14 protein-coding genes are annotated in these 16683 nt (G+C 54.0%); 12 read left to right on the forward strand and 2 right to left on the reverse strand.

From position 1 onward, the window contains the following. Nucleotides 1-113 precede the first annotated feature (113 nt). The 3 genes from E8D52_06555 to E8D52_06565 all read left to right on the forward strand — a co-directional run bounded on the left by E8D52_06555 (nucleotide 114) and on the right by E8D52_06565 (nucleotide 3115). Nucleotides 114-2249 (forward strand): PAS domain S-box protein, encoded by a 2136-nt coding sequence (locus E8D52_06555; protein ID TKB68652.1) that lies wholly within the window; start codon nucleotides 114-116, stop codon nucleotides 2247-2249. Then, nucleotides 2227-2598: a response regulator gene (locus E8D52_06560; protein TKB68653.1), complete on the forward strand. Its 372-nt coding sequence runs from the start codon at nucleotides 2227-2229 to the stop codon at nucleotides 2596-2598. The genes E8D52_06555 and E8D52_06560 overlap by 23 nt, the downstream gene beginning before the upstream one ends. A 91-nt stretch (nucleotides 2599-2689) precedes the next feature. Next, nucleotides 2690-3115: a hypothetical protein gene (locus E8D52_06565; protein TKB68654.1), complete on the forward strand. Its 426-nt coding sequence runs from the start codon at nucleotides 2690-2692 to the stop codon at nucleotides 3113-3115. Between the two features lie 5 nt (nucleotides 3116-3120). On the opposite strand, the gene priA is transcribed toward E8D52_06565, so the two are convergent. Both priA and E8D52_06575 read right to left on the reverse strand, forming a co-directional pair. Then, nucleotides 3121-5388: a primosomal protein N' gene (priA, locus tag E8D52_06570; protein ID TKB68655.1), complete on the reverse strand. Its 2268-nt coding sequence runs from the start codon at nucleotides 5386-5388 to the stop codon at nucleotides 3121-3123. A gap of 116 nt (nucleotides 5389-5504) precedes the next feature. Next, a complete protein-coding gene (locus E8D52_06575; protein TKB68656.1) occupies nucleotides 5505-7067 on the reverse strand; it encodes a hypothetical protein in 1563 nt (520 codons plus the stop codon). 552 nt (nucleotides 7068-7619) lie between these two features. On the opposite strand from E8D52_06575, the gene E8D52_06580 reads away from it, so the two are divergent. The 9 genes from E8D52_06580 to nuoL all read left to right on the forward strand — a co-directional run bounded on the left by E8D52_06580 (nucleotide 7620) and on the right by nuoL (nucleotide 16660). Continuing rightward, nucleotides 7620-8003 (forward strand): NADH-quinone oxidoreductase subunit A, encoded by a 384-nt coding sequence (locus E8D52_06580; protein TKB68657.1) that lies wholly within the window; start codon nucleotides 7620-7622, stop codon nucleotides 8001-8003. 7 nt (nucleotides 8004-8010) lie between these two features. Continuing rightward, entirely contained in the window at nucleotides 8011-8538 is a 528-nt protein-coding gene (locus E8D52_06585; GenBank protein TKB68658.1) for an NADH-quinone oxidoreductase subunit B, read from the forward strand. 8 nt (nucleotides 8539-8546) lie between these two features. Then, complete coding sequence (locus tag E8D52_06590) at nucleotides 8547-9044, forward strand: NADH-quinone oxidoreductase subunit C (protein ID TKB68659.1); 498 nt, start codon at nucleotides 8547-8549, stop codon at nucleotides 9042-9044. Nucleotides 9045-9055: 11 nt separating this feature from the next. Further along, nucleotides 9056-10303, forward strand: coding sequence for an NADH dehydrogenase (quinone) subunit D (gene nuoD, locus E8D52_06595; protein TKB68660.1), 1248 nt, complete (start codon nucleotides 9056-9058; stop codon nucleotides 10301-10303). Between the two features lie 85 nt (nucleotides 10304-10388). After that, nucleotides 10389-13082, forward strand: a complete 2694-nt coding sequence (locus tag E8D52_06600; protein TKB68661.1) for a 2Fe-2S iron-sulfur cluster binding domain-containing protein — start codon at nucleotides 10389-10391, stop codon at nucleotides 13080-13082. A 42-nt stretch (nucleotides 13083-13124) separates the two neighbouring features. Then, on the forward strand, nucleotides 13125-13712 hold the full coding sequence (gene nuoI / locus E8D52_06605) for an NADH-quinone oxidoreductase subunit NuoI (protein TKB68662.1): 588 nt from the start codon (nucleotides 13125-13127) through the stop codon (nucleotides 13710-13712). Between the two features lie 9 nt (nucleotides 13713-13721). Next, nucleotides 13722-14249: an NADH-quinone oxidoreductase subunit J gene (locus E8D52_06610; GenBank protein ID TKB68663.1), complete on the forward strand. Its 528-nt coding sequence runs from the start codon at nucleotides 13722-13724 to the stop codon at nucleotides 14247-14249. Then, nucleotides 14246-14548: an NADH-quinone oxidoreductase subunit NuoK gene (gene nuoK / locus E8D52_06615; protein TKB68664.1), complete on the forward strand. Its 303-nt coding sequence runs from the start codon at nucleotides 14246-14248 to the stop codon at nucleotides 14546-14548. The genes E8D52_06610 and nuoK overlap by 4 nt, the downstream gene beginning before the upstream one ends. A 135-nt stretch (nucleotides 14549-14683) precedes the next feature. After that, the gene (nuoL, locus tag E8D52_06620) at nucleotides 14684-16660 is read left to right on the forward strand and encodes an NADH-quinone oxidoreductase subunit L (protein TKB68665.1); all 1977 of its coding nucleotides are present in this window, start codon (nucleotides 14684-14686) and stop codon (nucleotides 16658-16660) included. The last annotated feature ends 23 nt before the right edge of the window (nucleotides 16661-16683 follow it).

The raw sequence follows: 16683 nt of genomic DNA on the forward strand, positions 1-16683 counted from the left end.
GTTTTGCAGCTATCCTTCATCCCTGAGCATTCTACTCGCGCTTCGTGTAGTGTGGCATCAAATTATTAGTATACATAACTACTCCGCGTGCACACACGGGGAGGTTGTCCCGCATGGTTGCTGGTCTCTTCCTAGGGTTGCTCCTGTCTCTTAGTTGTGTTCTTTGGATACTGCTTCGACAACGCCAAGAGAACATTCTGAATTCAACCGTCATCGCGGCGACGAATTGTAGTGTGCTCGTGACGGATGCGAGGGTGTCCCATCATCCCATCGTCTCTGTCAATTCGGCCTTCCTGGTACTGACCGGCTATGCCGAGCAGGACGTGATCGGTCAAACGACGTCGATCTTGACCGGGCCGGATACAGATCGGGCCTCAATGGAAAAGCTCGCGATGGCTCTCCAAGATGGATGGGCGTGTCGTGTGCGGATCTGTCATTACCGCAAGAGCGGCACCTCATTTTGGAGTGATGTCTCGCTATCACCAGTGAAAGACCGCCTGGGTCGGGTGACGTCGGTTGTTTGGACGATGAGCGAAGTATCACAACTTGGGCAGATCCCAGAAGCGTCTGAGAAGACCCAGAGCGAAGCCATCGCCGCGCGTCGGCAGGTCGAACAGGCGCTCCGGGAGAGCGAGGCGCGACTTGATCTTGCCGTGCAGGTTGGACAGGTTGGGTTCTTTGAACATGATCACCGGACAGATGCTCTCTCTTGGTCACCGATCCTGCGGGATATCTCCGGCGTCGGTACCGATGAGCCAGCTTCCTGGCAGCGGTACCTTGAACTCGTTCATCCCGATGATCGGGACCGCGTGGTCTCTACGGTACAACGAGCCCGTGCGATGACAGGCAATGGCCTGCATGAGGTGGAGTACCGTCTTATCAGACCAGACGGCGCCATGCAGCACATCAGCCTTCGTTCTCTGACGTCGTTTGATGGCGATGGTTCCTCGAGGCAACCGGTCCGTACGCTCGGGACGGTCGTCAATGTGACCGATCGTAACAACGTCAAGACCCGTTGGCGTGAGACAGCACGAATGGAAGCGATCGGCACCTTTGCCGGCGGTATCGCTCATGAGTTGAATAATGGTCTCACGGCTGTGCTCGGCTTCAGTGAGTTGGCGCTTCCCTTGATTCCGGCTGAGACGAAGTCGCATCGCCATGTCGGGCAAGTGGTGGCGGCGGCCCAAAAATCTCGTGAATTGATCCAACAGTTGCTGGCCTTCGGTGGGCAGAATGACCACGGTCGATGTCCATTGTTACTCCACTCCTTAGTAAAGGAATCCCTCAGGTTTCTTCGTCCCACACTTCCCCTGTGGATTGAACTCAGAACGCAGATTGCGCATGCGACCAACCCGATTTCGGCCAATGCTATGCAGATGCATGAGATGATGTTCCATCTGGTCGATCACGCCGTCCATGCGATGCAGAAGACGGGAGGAGTCCTCGATATTCAGCTTCAGAACAGGGAGTTTGTTACGGATCAACTCATGCTCTCCGGTCGACTCCCTGCTGGAAGGTATGTCTGCGTGAGTGCTCGGAATACGGGCGAGGGCGTCGACCCCCAGAGCATCAGTCGATTGGTCGACTCGCTTGCGACATCCAAGACTGTCAGCGAGGAACAGGGTGTGGGGCTCACGGTCGTATATGGCATCGTGTCGGCGCATGGCGGTATCTTGACGGTTGAGAACCACATTGGCACCAGTGCGACCGTATCGGCCTACCTCCCGGTTCTCGGGGCTTGTGCCCCATCAACAGCTCAACAGGATGGTCCCCTTCCTCATGGACACGAATGTATCTTATTCGTCGATGACGAAGAGGCCGTGGCCCGTTTCGGAAGAGAGGTGCTGACATCCCTTGGCTACCATCCAGTAGTCTGTAGAACAGCCATAGAAGCCTTGGAGATCTTTCAAGTTGAGCCCACACGGTTCGATTTACTGATCACTGATCGGACGATGCCTGGCATGAGTGGGGATCGTCTAGCACGGGAATGTCGGAGGCTACGACCGGATCTCTCCGTCATTCTCTGCAGCGGGTCACATGGTGCACCTGGTCTGGACGGCGTCTGTTCGCAGGGCGTGACGGAATGCCTCCTCAAACCGTTCGCATTGCATGAGTTGGCGTATGCCATCCGTCGGGCTTTGGACCAGTCTCCGACTTATTCGGACGCGACAGGTGTACCGACTAACTCTGGCCCAGAACCATCAAAAATATCGATTGAGGTGTCGGATGCCGTCAGTCCTCGTGGTTGATGATCAAGACCAAGTTCGTCAGCTCATCCGAGAAACCTTGGAGCAGGCTGGCTACGAGGTCGAAGAGGCCTCTAATGGGAAAGAGGGAGTGGAGCGGTATCGGGCTAAATCGCCGGATCTTGTCATCATGGATCTTCTCATGCCGGACCAAGATGGGCTCGAGGCCATCATGACGCTTCGCCGGGAGTTTCCCGATACGCGTGTGATTGCGATGACAGGGGCAAGTGATACGATCGGCGTCCTCGATTTATTGGATGTTGCAAAGATGTTTGGAGCCAGGCGGACGCTTCACAAGCCATTCGAGCTGAACGTCCTCCTCGATGCGGTTGCTGCTGAACTGACCGTCTAGAGAACTCGCCGGGTACGCTCAACGCGCTTCACATTGACATCACGACAGGGTCCCGTCAGACTTCGTCTGCCATGCCTGGATCATGCCCATCATGATAGTGCTCAATCTGTCTCTGGGGACCCTGGTGACCGCCGTCGGGTTCTGGCTTATCTGGGGGGGGACTGTCGCGCCAGGCCTCGTGGTTGGATGGGCCCTGAGCGTAGGGCTGTTTTTATGGTTCATGGCGGAGTCGATCACGGGACTATGGGCTTGGTCTACCTTGTTGCTCGGCCTGGAAAGCTTTGCCTGGCCCGTGGTGTTGATGATTCAACTCAGAGGCCAGGCTGACTCACTTCCCGAATCTGAGATGGGAACGATCCTCTCAGCCGTCGTGCTGGGTCTCTTCGCATCTGTGTTCTGGATTTCATTTTCCTATGGCCTGTTCAAACGAGCACGTAAGTTGGATTCGGCTGGAACCGAGCCGCAGGTCGTAACGGTGCCGACTTCTCAGGCGAATAAAAAGAAGAAAAGCCGTTAGCTTTATCAATTCTCGATCGGGTCGATATCGATGACGAATTTGATTCGTCCCTTGCGGTACTCTCTCTCCATTTTCTGGACTGAATCATGGATCCGTCGGCTGAGAGTGGTGCGATCCGTTCCCTTTACCAAGAGGCGATACTGCTGACGGCCTTTGGAAGGCCTGCGTATCGCGGGGACGGGTCCTAAAACAATCAGCGGCTTCTGATCATGTGCGCTCTGTTCTAGATCTGCACCCCATCGCGTGGCGGCCTCTTCGACGGTTCTTAGGTCTTGCCCGGTTACCGAAAGATCAGCCAAATGACAGATGGGAGGATAATGAAGAAGCCGGCGTGCCGTGAATTCTTCATTGTAAAATTGATTGGGATCTCCTGAGATCAAGGCCTGTACAGCATGATGTGTAGGAAGGCGCGTCTGTACGATGACTCGACCTCCGGCGGACGCCGGACATGCGAGGTTGGCAGCATCAACCAGTAGATGATAGGTCCGCTCCGCCGCTCGAAAGTCTGAGACGTGCAACCCGGAATCTGCCTGAAGGATCCCCACTAAGCCGTAGCGGGGTAGTGGCTCTCGGCTAAACAGTGCTTGGGTCCCGATAAGAACATCCCACACACCTGACCTGGCACCTTCCCGCAGAGCCTGAGCGGACGCCGAATGCCGGAGCGTATCACCATCGAGCCGGGCGACGTTGGCTTGTGGGAATATACGACGAACTTCGGTTTCAACACGCTCGGTGCCACCACCAACAGGGCTTATATGGGGAGTACGGCACGAAGGACAGAGGTCGGGCAACCGATCTGCCTTACCACAGTAGCGGCAAGCCAGCCTGCCGGCTTCACGATAATAGGTCAGCGGTACGATACAGGACTCGCAACGAGGGACCCAGCCACAGTCTCGACACACCAAGGTCCCGGCGTACCCTTTCCTGTTAAGAAAGAGCAGGATCTTGTCACGGTTCTGTAGGGCGTCGTGCATTGCCCGGATGAGGGCGTGGCTAAGGAGGGTTCTTGCAGACACGTTGCGGAGGTCAACGAGCTCAATTGTAGGTTGAAGAGCCGCTTCTTGTGGCACGTGATGGATCTCCGCTTCGGTATCGAACCTCGATTCAAGAGATGGATGAGCGGATGCCAGCACAACGAGCGCGTGCTCGCTCTCCGCTCTCAAGCTAGCCACCTCTCTGGCATGATAACGAGGCTCCTGAGGCTCTTTCAGAGCAGGGTCCTCTTCTCCCTCCACCCAGATGAGCCCGATCGATTGAAGCGGCGAAAATATGGCCGAACGGGTTCCTACGACTACCGAGGGAGTCTGCCCCTGGTTCTGTGGCCATCGAGCAGATTGTGAAGATGGGTGTGCGAGGGTAATTTGGAGGCCAGTGAGTCTTGCGAGCTGTTGTGTCAACCGGGATGCTCTTGCGATCTCGCCTGTGAGAACTAGAGCGGATCGCTTCATTGAGTGGGTTTGCTGAATGGCGTCGGCAAGCCGGTGGAGCCGGTGTTCCCATGAGGCGTGGAGCACGAGCTTTTTCATGTGATTGTTTTGGAGGCAGTGTGCGATATGCGCTTTCCATGAGGAGTCGATCTTCGGAGGCGTGTCAGTGGGCAGAATGCCATCTTCTGGAACTCGACGATCAGACTCGCCTGCGGTGGGTGTCCTACGTGGCTTTTGGGACTCAACGTTGGCGTTGTTCGAAGGTATGAGTGTGATCCAGGACGTGTTGATGAGGGCGTCGATCCCCCGCACGATGTTTCCCTGTCGAGGTGCTTGAAGTGTGGAGGCCAGAATCCCTAGAGTTCGTCGGGCAATTCGGTCCAGAATCGGCTTCAGATCGTCTGGACAAAGGCCGGCTTCCAGGGCCGCGCAACCCTGCGGAGTGGCCACGTATCGTGCGGGGGAGGTTTTTCGCGTTGCCAGCGAGGGCAATATGAGTCGAAGACACTGGCCCCAGGGTGCAACGTAATGCTCTGCGATCTTGCGAGAGAGTTCGAACAGCGCTGGAGACAGTGTGGAAGTTTGTCCATCGCGGGCCAGAGAGTGGATCTCTCTAAGGGAAGTGGATTTTATCTCGGTCGCAAGGTGGTGACTCAGCGAGATGACAACCCCTTCCAGCACCATATGTCCAAACGGGACGAGGACGCGGTGCCCTATGGCTAGGGTCTGAGCTAAAGTGGGAGGGACGAGATAGGTGAAGGCCTTTGCAATATGGCGAGGTACTATAACGTCTGCATAGAGTGTCTGCATTTGACGCGGAACGGTCGAGAGCCCATCGAAAGCCATGTCGCATTCTAGCAGTCTGGAAATGTGAAGGACACCGGCGTTCTCGGCGAGGAAGGTGTTTGACAAGACCCTTGGGGGGGAATCCAATACCGACGTGTCCCCGTTTCGGTCCGATGCTATTCCGTCTGGGTTCCGGCGGTTGGCTGCTGAGGATTATCTTTCTTGTTTGTGTCAGGCGATGTTGAGCCACTCTCATCAGGGTTATTGGCAGGATTTGACCTATCCTTTGAGGGAGTCTCTGGAGAGTCGCCCGTAGCCATGGTCCCTCGACCAGGGGAATCGGTCATGATGGAAGTAGTAGCGGGAAGCGGCTGGTCGTTGTTGTCACGAGCACTCACAGTGGAAAGCCTTCCTTCCGGCTTTTGCATTTGAGTCTCAATCTCTGGTGTAGGTGCCGGAGTCTCCGTGTCGGGAGTATACAGAAGAATTTCCACACGGCGATTCTTCGTGCGGCCGTCTTCTACTATATTCGTAGCAGTTGGTTTGGTGTCACCCAAACCCACCGCACTGATCCGTTTCGGTTCAATACCGCCCTTTTCAATAAGATACCGGAGGACTCCGTTTGCGCGCACTTTGGACAATTCCAAATTGCTTGGATACCGTGACTTGAGTGAAGGGCCGATCTCCATATTATCTGCATGGCCCTCGATTCGGATCATCCTCATGTCGCTGCTGGTGCGCAGGTAATCAATCAACTGATCGAGCACTTTATAATTGTCAGGCTTAATCGCCGCATCCCCTGAATCGTAGTGCAGGAACTTCGCGAGGTCCCCAAGGTTGAGCCGGCTATGTCCTGATGCATCCTGTATTTTCAGCTTGCTGGCTACCAGATCAGCCGGAACCGTTTGACTGGCCTGAGTTGTGGGCGATTCCGGGATGACGCCTACCGGTTGAGTAGGGGGTGCCGCGTTTCCAACGAGCTTGAATCGGTCTCCTTTGAAGACGCGGGTATTGGCTTTAAGGATAATGGCAGTTGCCGTGTGGGATTCCACCGACAGGACCCTGAGCTGGCCGATCTTTCGTGGAGGAAGTCCGGCACTGTGACGGTGAATATCGAGGAGATCGCTGGTCTTTAGTCCGTCCTCTCTCCCTCGATCCACATACACAACATTTGATTGTGAAACGAGGGTCATTGTCCGGTCGGCCTGAAGTTCAACAATCATCCCCTCCAGGTCGGAGATGTTCGACGCAGGGCTTGCCTCGGTGTCTGGCGCCGGTACCACAAAACGCATGACGGGGTCCCCGGGGGAAATTGGTCCATAGCTGTGCACGGCCTCCACGGTCGTGAGAGCGTGGTCGGCTGCGGTCACCTTCACGATCGCCGAACGATTCACAACAAATCCGAGGTATTCATTAGTCACTGGGTGAAACACTTTCCGAACACGCCGGTAGACGGTGAAAAGATCGCCAACTGCTACCTCAGCGGGATTATTGAGCTTGAGATAGAGTGAATCGCGCTTGCCAAGCAGCATGCGATTGCCCATCGACTGATTGTCACCAGTTATCAAGTTTACAGTTCCGTCGATCGGAGATGTTTTCTGGATAGCACCATGAGAAAAGGCGCGCGCGGCATCTGAAAATCGAACGGAATCAATCTCTGGTGCCTGTGCCACCGCTTCATCAAGCGAGACACCGATTCCTGAACACAGGACCAAGACGAGAGGCGCAAAGGTTTTCATGGGTGGATTCCTTTTGAGACTAGTGTTGCTTTGAAAACCATAGCAAAAGACGCTGTATTGTCAAGAATTTGAGCTGGATTGGTAGGAGCTTGACGGGCCGTTCTTTCAAGTGCTAGCGTGAGACCTTGTCATTCTTTATCTGACCGGGGCATGGTGACTGACCGATGAATGGTAGTGCAAAAGAGGGTCAGCGTCTTTCCAGGGGTTTCCGCCAGAAGGACCGAATCGATACACAAATCCATCGGCGACGAACGGTCAAAGCGTTTTCTCCTCTGGAATCTGAATGGGAGAGTTCCCAAGCTGGACCATCTTCTTGTGGGGGTGATGAGCAAGGCGAACGAGATTCCTCACTCGGTGTCTGATCATGAGTTGCACCAAGAATGTAATTGCTCAACCTAACTCTCCGCCGCCAGACCGCCTTCCCTAGGGCTTTCGGGTCTGCCTGAATTGGGTCCTTTGTTCGCTTGCTATCCCCGAGACCAGCACACTAAGATTTCACGCGTCAGATCTATAATGCCCTTTCCAGATCAATGCCTTGTGAGAGAAAACTAAATGACTGGAACCGAAGCTCTTCTTGAATATCTGACGAAATTTTTCCCGATCTTTCTCTTTATCTTTGTCGCCTTGGCCTTTGGGGTAATGACCTTGATCGTCAGTCATTTTGTGCAGCCCCGGTATCCGGAGCCAGAAAAGTTATCAACCTACGAATGTGGAGCTGAACCATTTTCCGACGCCCGTATGCCATTTCCTGTCCGGTATTACATTTTTGCCATGTTGTTTGTCATCTTCGACATTGAAGTCATCTTTCTCTACCCGTGGGCGGTCGTCTTCACCAAGATCGGGGTGATTGGGCTGATTGAAATGCTGATTTTTATAGGCTTGTTCATCGTGGCCTACGTCTACGCCTGGCGAAAAGGCGCACTGGAGTGGGACTGAGGATTGTATGGGACTAATCCATCTGGGACGGCATGAGAAAGACGCGGCTCCGGACGTCATCACGGGGTCTCTTGAAAAGGCCGTGAATTGGGCGCGGAAAGGTTCTCTCTGGCCGATGACCTTTGGGCTCGCTTGCTGCGCCATCGAGATGATGGCTGCTGTTTCTTCTCGGTACGACATGGATCGGTTCGGTGCAGGCGTGTTTCGTGGCTCGCCGCGGCAGTCAGATTTGATGATCGTTGCTGGAACCGTGTGCCGACGCATGGCGCCGGTCATTCGAAAGATTTATGACCAAATGCCGGAACCTAAATATGTGATTGCGATGGGTTCCTGCGCCACGTCCGGGAACATCTATGACAGTTACAGTGTCGTGCAGGGAGTTGATCGATTTGTTCCCGTTGATATTTATGTGCCTGGCTGCCCTCCGACGCCGGAGGCACTCTTGGACGGCATCCTGAAGCTGCAGGAGCGCATTATGCAAAAACGTGTGTTTGTAACTCAGCCAGAACAGGTTAGGGCCGGTCTGAAGGTCTGACGCATTGTATGCATCCATTGCTGCAACGAATTCAGCAGACGTTTACGGTTGGAGTCACTGGCTTGGCTGAGTGGCGAGGTGATGCGGCGGTGACCGTTACGCGAGACAAACTCCATGAAGTGGCTCAGTTTCTGCGCAACGATCCCGGGATGGATTTCGATTATATCGTCCATGTGAGTTCTGTGGATTGGCCCGACGATGAAGAGCGATTCGAAGTGGTGTGGGAGTTCTACTCGATTCGGAAGCGGCATCGCATCCGACTGAAGACGCGGGTGCCTGAATCGGATTGTGTTGTTGATTCCTTGACGGATCTTTGGAAGGGTGCCGATTTCATGGAACGTGAAGTCTTCGACATGATGGGTATCCGGTTTCGGAATCATCCTGATCTTCGACGGATTCTCATGCCGGATGACTATACCGAGGGCTATCCCTTGCGTAAGGATTTTCCACTTCGCGGCAAAGGCTGGCGAGACACGTTTGATTTTCTGGACGAACTTCCGCGATAGGACGCTCTCCCATCATGGCATTCGAAGATCAAAGAACCACTGTTTATAAGGTCAACCCGGAACACCCGGAAAGCGAGACGCTCCCGACCTTGCGAACCGAGGAGCTCTTGCTCAATATGGGGCCGCAACATCCCAGTACCCATGGGGTTCTCAAGGTAATCCTAGAGCTGGAAGGGGAACGGCTGGTGAAGTCCACGCCAGTGATGGGATATCTCCACCGGGGAGTAGAAAAGCTTGCCGAAGATGGCACGTATCATCAGTTCATTCCTCATACGGATCGACTCGACTATGTCTGCGCAATGTACAACAACTTTGCCTACTGCCGAGCCATCGAGAAACTTTTAAATTTACAGGTCCCAGAACGAGCGGAATATTTACGGACGATCGTTGCGGAAGTTCAGCGCATCATTGGACACCAATTTTGGCTGAGCGCCCAGGCGCTTGATATTGGAGCCATGTCCGTCTTTTTTTACTGTTTTCGAGATCGCGAAATCCTGCTTGATTGGTTCGACGAGCTATGTGGCGCTCGCCTCACAACGAGCTGGTACCGAATCGGTGGGGTTGAGCGGGATTTGACCCCGTCGTTGATCGACAAGCTCAAGCAGTTTCTCGACTATTTCCCGCCGAAGATCGATGAATATCAAGTGTTTCTTGAGAAAAACCGCATTTGGCTTGGGCGCACCAAAGGGGTCGCCGTGATTTCGGCAGAAGATGCGGTCAGTTTTGGGCTGAGTGGTCCAGTTCTCCGCGGATCTGGGGTGGACTACGACCTTCGCAAGTATGAGCCCTATAGCGCCTATCCAAAGTGTGAGTTCAGCGTGCCTGTCGGAAAAAACGGGGATACGTATGATCGTTACTGGATTCGGGTGATGGAGCTCTACGAGAGCGTCAAGATCATTCGGCAATGTCTGGAGCAGATGCAGGAGGGGCCTGTCATGGCGGATGTTCCAAGCGTGACGCTGCCGCCGAAAGAACGCGTCTTTACAAATCTAGAGGCGATGATCCAACAGTTCAAGCTCTTCTCGCAGGGGTTCGATGCTCCACCGGGCGAAGTCTACTGCGGTACAGAAGCGCACAAAGGGGAGCTGGGGTTTTACATCGTCAGTACGGGGGGTGGGAAGCCCTATCGACTCAAGATTCGAGCCCCTTCGTTCATTCACATGGGCGCCTTCGATCACATGTCCAGAGGGTATATGATCTCGGATGCCTGTACCATATTCGGGACCTACGATATCGTGATGGGCGAGTGTGACCGATAAACGTGACGCGTGAGATGTGCAAAGTGAAAGGTAAAATCAGGGTTTCGTTTGACGGTTCTCGTTTTTCCTTTCGCGGAGAAGAACCATGGGTTTGAAGCCAGCTACTAATCCAGACGTCGAAGCGGTAAAAATTGAATTGAACATCGACGGAAAATCCGTCACTGCGCAGGACGGCGTGTCGCTGTACGACGTCATCTCGATGACAGGCAAGATCATCCCGGCCATGTGTTACCACTACACATTTGACCCGTTCGGCTCTTGCGGGATGTGCCTCGTCATGCAAGAGGGGAAGAAAGCTCCTGTTCGGTCCTGTACTGCCAAGGCGGCGGCGGGAATGGTGATCCGTACTGAAGGCGAGGATCTCTTTCTCGCCCGGAAGAAAGCCGTCGAGAAACACCTGTCTGTGCATCCTCTCGACTGTCCAGTGTGTGATGCGGACGGCCATTGTGAACTTCAAGATATGGCCTTTCAGCATGGCGTGACGAATCTGGCCAGTGCCAAGCAGAAATTAATTCCTGAAGATACACGCAGTCCCGTGCTCGACTTCAACATGAATCGCTGCATCGCCTGTGCAGAATGCATCAATGTTTGCAAGGATGTGTTGATGATCGATGCCTTGCAGTTCATGAAGAAGGGTGGATTCAACCAGGTTGTGGCTAAGGGCGACCTCGCCCTCAATTGCGAATTCTGCGGAGATTGTTTAGCGGTCTGTCCGGTTGGCGCCATCACGAACAAGTTTTCCAAGTATCTGTATAAACCGTGGCAGATGAAGACGACGACGACGACCTGCAATTACTGCGGAGACGGTTGCCAGCTCCATCTGGAAACGAAAGATGAAGAGGTGGTCCGAGTCACTTCCCCATTATCTTGGAAGAACAAGTGGGGAGACCGATCGGAAACTGCCAAGGGACATGGTGGGCTCTGCGTACGTGGACGTTTTGGGTTCGAAAATTTGGATAGTAAGAGCCGCCTTACACAGCCTCTGGTCCGCGAAGGCGGTCAGTTGGTGCAGAAACCTTGGCTGGACACGATGCACCTGCTCGTAGACCGTTTGACCGAAATCAAACGCCAATACGGTGCTGATGCCATCGCAGGCCTCGTGACGGCCCGCTGTACGAATGAAGAGCTGTATCTGTTTCAGAAGCTCATGCGCACGGCTTTTGGTACCAACCAGCTTGATAGCAGCGCCCGCTACGGCCATATGAACTTTGTGCTCGCTTCCCAACATGCTGTCGGACTGGGGAGAACGCCAAATGATTGGGAAGATCTGACAAAAGCGAAAGCCATCATTTTGATCGGCTCCAATATTACCGAGACGAACCCGTTGACTGCTGTGCGAATCAAAGAAGCCATACGGGTCTACAAGGCTCAAGTGGTGACGCTCGACAGCGCCATCACGAATATGGGGAAGTTGGCATCGCATCCGTTTTTGATCAAGCCTGGGACGGAAGGGGCCGTGATCGATGGGTTAGTCAAGGCGACCATCGATCGGGACTTGGTTGATGAAGAGGCGGTTGGGAAACATCCCCAGGCGTTTGAAGCGCTTAAGAGTTCGGTGGCGGATGTTTCGTTGGAACGGCTCGCAACTCAGACCGGCGTTCCCGTAGAAGCCTTCCGAGAAATTGCGAGTATCTTTGCCGAATCGCCGAGGTCGATCATCCTGTGCGCGGAAGGGATCGTCAGGTGGGTCAATGGCTATCAGAACGTCTTAAAACTAATGGATCTCGCCTGGATCACCGGTAAGCTTGGTCAACCAGGTTGCGGTGTGAACACGGTGACGGAGGAGCCGAACGAACAAGGCGCCGTTGATATGGGCGTGGCTCCCGAGTTCTTCCCCGGGCAAGCTCGGTTTGACGATCCCGCAGCACGGGACCGGTTTGCCAGAGCATGGGAGGCGCCACTTCCTCCGACCGGATCGAGTGCCCACCTCGTTGAAATATTGAAGCGGTGTAAGAGCGGCCAGATTAAAGCGTTGTATGTACTCGGCGAAAATCCACTCGCGACCTTGCCGGCTTCAATGGAGGTGCGAGCTGCTCTCGATCGGCTGGAACTGCTGGTGGTGCAAGATCCTTTCTTAACCGACACGGCGAAGATGGCTCATTTCGCACTCCCAGCCTGTACCTACGCGGAAAAGGACGGGACCTTTACGAACCTTGAAGGTCGTGTGCTTCGCGTTCGTCAGGCGATGGATCCACTTGGAGAAAGCCTGCCGGACTGGCACATCATGACCGCCCTCGCCAACGCCATGGGGTGTCAATGGGAATACCAATCGGCCAACGATATTCAAGCCGAGATTATGAAGCTGCTGCCCGGATACTATAATCTTGGTCAACCACGAACCGTCACACCTGTTCCTGACCAATATTTGTCTACCGGCTATGAGACGGAGGTCAAGGCTCGTTATCGCCCGTCACCTGTATCAGGGGAACTCACACGGCCTTTTGCGCTGATGATGGGGCAGGTGCTGATGCATTCGGGAAAGATGTCGACGCAAGCATCGGGGCTTATCATGATCGCTCCGAACACCGGGAAGCTGCGGATGAACATACAAGATATGGAACGTCTTGGACTGCACGATGGGGTGAAGGTGCGTCTGATCTCGGATCGGGGCTCTCTTCAGCTTGGTGTACAGCCTGACCAGTCCATTGCGCCTGGCACGTGCTTTTTCCCGGAGCATTTTAACGAACCGCCAGTCAAGGATCTGATGACGGTGTCGGTTGATGCCACGACTGGTGTCCCGTCGTTCAAGCAGATCTGGGTGAGTATTGAACAGGTATAAGCGGATGTCTATCGGTTGCCCGTTCGTGGCGAGGAGTTTACGATGAGTGTCGTAGCCCTGACCAAAAAAATCCTTCAAGCCGCGCTCTTCTATGAGATTTGGGATGCGATGAAAGTCACGTTTCGACACATGCTTCATCGACCGATGACGTTTCAGTATCCACGGGAACAGCGCACGATTCCGGATGCGCATCGCGGTGCGCTTGGCTTGCTTCGATACGACGATGGGCATGAGCGGTGTGTCGGCTGCGATCTGTGCGAGGTTGCCTGTCCATCGCATTGTATCAAGGTGATTAGTGCGGAGGATACGACCCGTCCACTTCAGCGCTATGCCAGCGAATTCTATATCGATATCACGAAATGCGTTTTCTGCGGCTATTGTGTTGAGGCCTGTCCAGTCAATGCACTGGCAATGACCAAGATGTACGAATATTCAACCCACGACAAGCGCAGTCTGCTGTTCGACAAAAAGCGGTTGTACGATATTGGCGAACGCCACCTCGATGATGGAAAGAAATATTTGTATGCGCACAACCAAGAGAAAGATGTCGAGCAGAGCCGCGAGTACCGCTACTATTTCCCGCAGTCGGTACAGAAGTCGACCCAACCGCCGCCCAAACATCTGAGTTGAGCTGAACCTATGGTCGGAGTGTTTTTCACATATTTCGCATTGGTCAGTATTGCCGCTGGTGTTTTAACGGTGACCTTGCGGCACCCGGTGCATTGCGCGCTCTCCTTGCTTGTGCTGCTGATGCACGTCTCCGGCCTGTTCATCCTGCTGAACGCGGAGTTTCTGTGGGCTGTGCAAGTCATCGTCTACGTCGGAGCCATTCTGGTGCTGTATCTCTTTGTGTTGATGTTGATGAATCTCAAAACGGATGAACGGTATTTCCACCAATCAGCGTTGTATGTTCTGGGGCCTGCTGTCTTGGGGGCCAGCTACGTTCTATACAACCTCCTGAGGTCTCCATTTGATGGAGCGAAGGGGGACACGCCGGCCGCTGTTGTGTTGCAAGACGGGGATACCTACGCCGTGGGTATTAAGATGTTCAGCGACCATCTCTTGCAGTTTGAGATCGTCGGCATCTTTCTGCTTGGAGCTGTCATTGGAGCGATTGTTCTGGCCAAGACGCCGAAACAGCTCGATACGGAGAGAGAGCGATCATGATCCCGCTGTCTGCATATACAGCCGTCAGTGCCGTCCTTTTTATCATAGGGCTCATGGGTGTGCTTGTCAGACGGAACTTCATCATTGTGTTGCTGTCAGTTGAAATCATGATGAATGCGGCCAATATCAATCTCGTCGCCTTTTCACATTACTTGGAATCGATGGCAGGGCAACTTGTGGCCCTGTTCATCATTGCGATTGCGGCGGGCGAAGCGGCCGTCGGGTTGGCCATCATCATCGTTGTGTTCAGAGGCAAGATTTCCACGAATGTGGATGAAATGAACCTATTAAAGTGGTAGCAGAATGTGGATAATCACCTCCAACAGCGCAGTCGGTAGCTCGTAGCCCTCAACGTACTTTCAAGCGTACGCTTTAGGATCCGACTCCGTGAGCAATGGTTGGCTAGGTGAACATCCTCGGAATGGCACGAGACTGTGTCCGATTTGACTGATCTCCTCATTAAATTGATTCCAGTGTTTCCGCTGCTCGCGGTTCTGGTGAATGGACTGCTGGGATCCCGCTACTCTCACGACCTGGCCCATCGATTGGCGTGGGGGTCGGTTGGTCTCTCCTTTCTCTGTACGGTCGGCGTCTTCACCGACGTCATGCGGACAGGGGTTTCCCATGAAGTCATTGTCTATCAGTGGATCTTCGGGGGTGATCTCGCGATCAATTTAGCCTACCTGGTGGATCCCTTGACCTGCGCCTGGTTGCTGGTTGTCACTGGTGTGGGGTTCCTTATTCACGTCTATTCCGTCGGCTATATGCACGGCGAAGCTGGATTTACACGCTTCTTCACCTACATGAATCTCTTCATGGTCTCCATGCTGCTTCTTGTTATGGGGAACAACTATGTCGTGCTTTTTATCGGTTGGGAGGGTGTCGGGCTCTGTTCTTATCTTTTGATCGGTTACTACTATGACAAGGTTTCCGCCGCCAAAGCAGCCTCCAAGGCGTTCGTGGTCAACCGGATCGGCGACGCGGGATTTCTCGTCGCCATATTTCTTGTCTTTATCAACTTTAAGACTCTTGACTACACAAAGGTCTTCGCCCAGGTTGGGCAACTGTCTCCGGACATGGCCACTGCTATTGCCCTCTGTCTTCTCGTTGGTGCGATTGGGAAGTCCGCGCAGCTTCCCCTCCATACATGGCTGCCCGATGCAATGGAAGGCCCGACGCCGGTGAGCGCGTTGATCCATGCGGCGACGATGGTGACGGCCGGTGTCTACATGATCGTCCGTAATCACGCCATCTTCGATCTCTCGCCCTTCGCGATGTCGATGGTCGCGTTTGTCGGGGGAGGCACCGCGTTGTTTGCGGCCACCATCGGACTCGTCCAGACCGACATCAAGCGCGTCTTAGCCTATTCGACTGTCAGCCAGCTTGGATACATGTTCCTGGGTTGTGGAATCGGTGCCTATACGGCCTCGGTGTTTCATGTCATGACCCATGCGTTCTTCAAAGCGTTGTTGTTCTTGTCGGCAGGGTCGGTGATCCATGCCTTATCCGGGGAACAAGATATCCGGAAGATGGGTGGGCTGAGCAACCGAATTCCATGGACTCATCGCCTGTTTCTGATCGGCACCATTGCGATCGCCGGGCTTCCTCCCCTAGCGGGATTCTGGAGTAAAGACGAAATCATGGCGCATGCCTTCACCCATCACCACTATCTCCTGTATAGCATGGCGGCTGTCGGAGCCCTGATGACGTCTTTTTATATGTTCCGTCTGACTTATCTGACGTTCTATGGTGCGTCTCGGATGGATGCTCATACGGCCGAGCATGTGCACGAATCTCCGATGGTCATGGTCGCTCCCTTACTAGTCCTGGCCTTCCTCTCGATCGTGGGTGGATTGATCTTGGGGTTTCCACCAGAGCAAGGCTGGCTGCATGGATTTTTAGGACCGGTCGTCGGGGGTGGGGCTGAACATGAGGCCGGTGTCGGCATGGTGATTCTGCTGATGTGCATCGCGATCGTCATTGCGTTGCTCGGCTGGGGTCTCGCACATTTCCTGTATGCCGTGAGTCCGATGACTGCGGAAGGATGGGCGGAGAGATTTTCAGGAGCCTATCGGGTCTTATTGAACAAATACTACGTGGATGAACTCTACGACTTTCTTTTTGTTGAGCCGCTCAAGCGTCTGGGTGCAATGCTTGACTGGTTCGATCGTACCATCATAGACGGTATCGTGCGCGGGGTGGGACGGCTGACGGATTGGGGTGCCTCTGGCTCCACATGGATCGAGAAGCACATCGTGTATGCCGGGCTCAACGTGATCGGTTATGGCAATCACCTCGCGGCTCGCGAAGGGCGGAAGATGCAGAGTGGAATGGTCCATCATTATGCCGCCATCATTGTTGCAGGACTGTTCCTGTTAGTTCTTATTGTTCAACTATTTGCTCAGATGTAGGCGTTAACCGAGTTAGTTAGACG

Origin of the sequence: Nitrospira sp., from assembly GCA_005116745.1 — a bacterium.
In the GTDB taxonomy this organism is placed as follows: domain Bacteria; phylum Nitrospirota; class Nitrospiria; order Nitrospirales; family Nitrospiraceae; genus Nitrospira_D.

Excerpts from the sequence above, each read along its gene's own strand:
- nuoK (TKB68664.1), top strand. The coding sequence starts at position 14,246 with ATGATCCCGCTGTCTGCATATACAGCCGTCAGTGCCGTCCTTTTTATC.
- E8D52_06585 (TKB68658.1), top strand. The coding sequence starts at position 8,011 with ATGGGACTAATCCATCTGGGACGGCATGAGAAAGACGCGGCTCCGGAC.
- E8D52_06560 (TKB68653.1), top strand. The coding sequence starts at position 2,227 with ATGCCGTCAGTCCTCGTGGTTGATGATCAAGACCAAGTTCGTCAGCTC.
- E8D52_06600 (TKB68661.1), top strand. The coding sequence starts at position 10,389 with ATGGGTTTGAAGCCAGCTACTAATCCAGACGTCGAAGCGGTAAAAATT.
- E8D52_06610 (TKB68663.1), top strand. The coding sequence starts at position 13,722 with ATGGTCGGAGTGTTTTTCACATATTTCGCATTGGTCAGTATTGCCGCT.
- nuoI (TKB68662.1), top strand. The coding sequence starts at position 13,125 with ATGAGTGTCGTAGCCCTGACCAAAAAAATCCTTCAAGCCGCGCTCTTC.
- E8D52_06565 (TKB68654.1), top strand. The coding sequence starts at position 2,690 with ATGATAGTGCTCAATCTGTCTCTGGGGACCCTGGTGACCGCCGTCGGG.
- E8D52_06575 (TKB68656.1), bottom strand. The coding sequence starts at position 7,067 with ATGAAAACCTTTGCGCCTCTCGTCTTGGTCCTGTGTTCAGGAATCGGT.
- priA (TKB68655.1), bottom strand. The coding sequence starts at position 5,388 with ATGGCTTTCGATGGGCTCTCGACCGTTCCGCGTCAAATGCAGACACTC.
- E8D52_06590 (TKB68659.1), top strand. The coding sequence starts at position 8,547 with ATGCATCCATTGCTGCAACGAATTCAGCAGACGTTTACGGTTGGAGTC.
- E8D52_06580 (TKB68657.1), top strand. The coding sequence starts at position 7,620 with ATGACTGGAACCGAAGCTCTTCTTGAATATCTGACGAAATTTTTCCCG.
- E8D52_06555 (TKB68652.1), top strand. The coding sequence starts at position 114 with ATGGTTGCTGGTCTCTTCCTAGGGTTGCTCCTGTCTCTTAGTTGTGTT.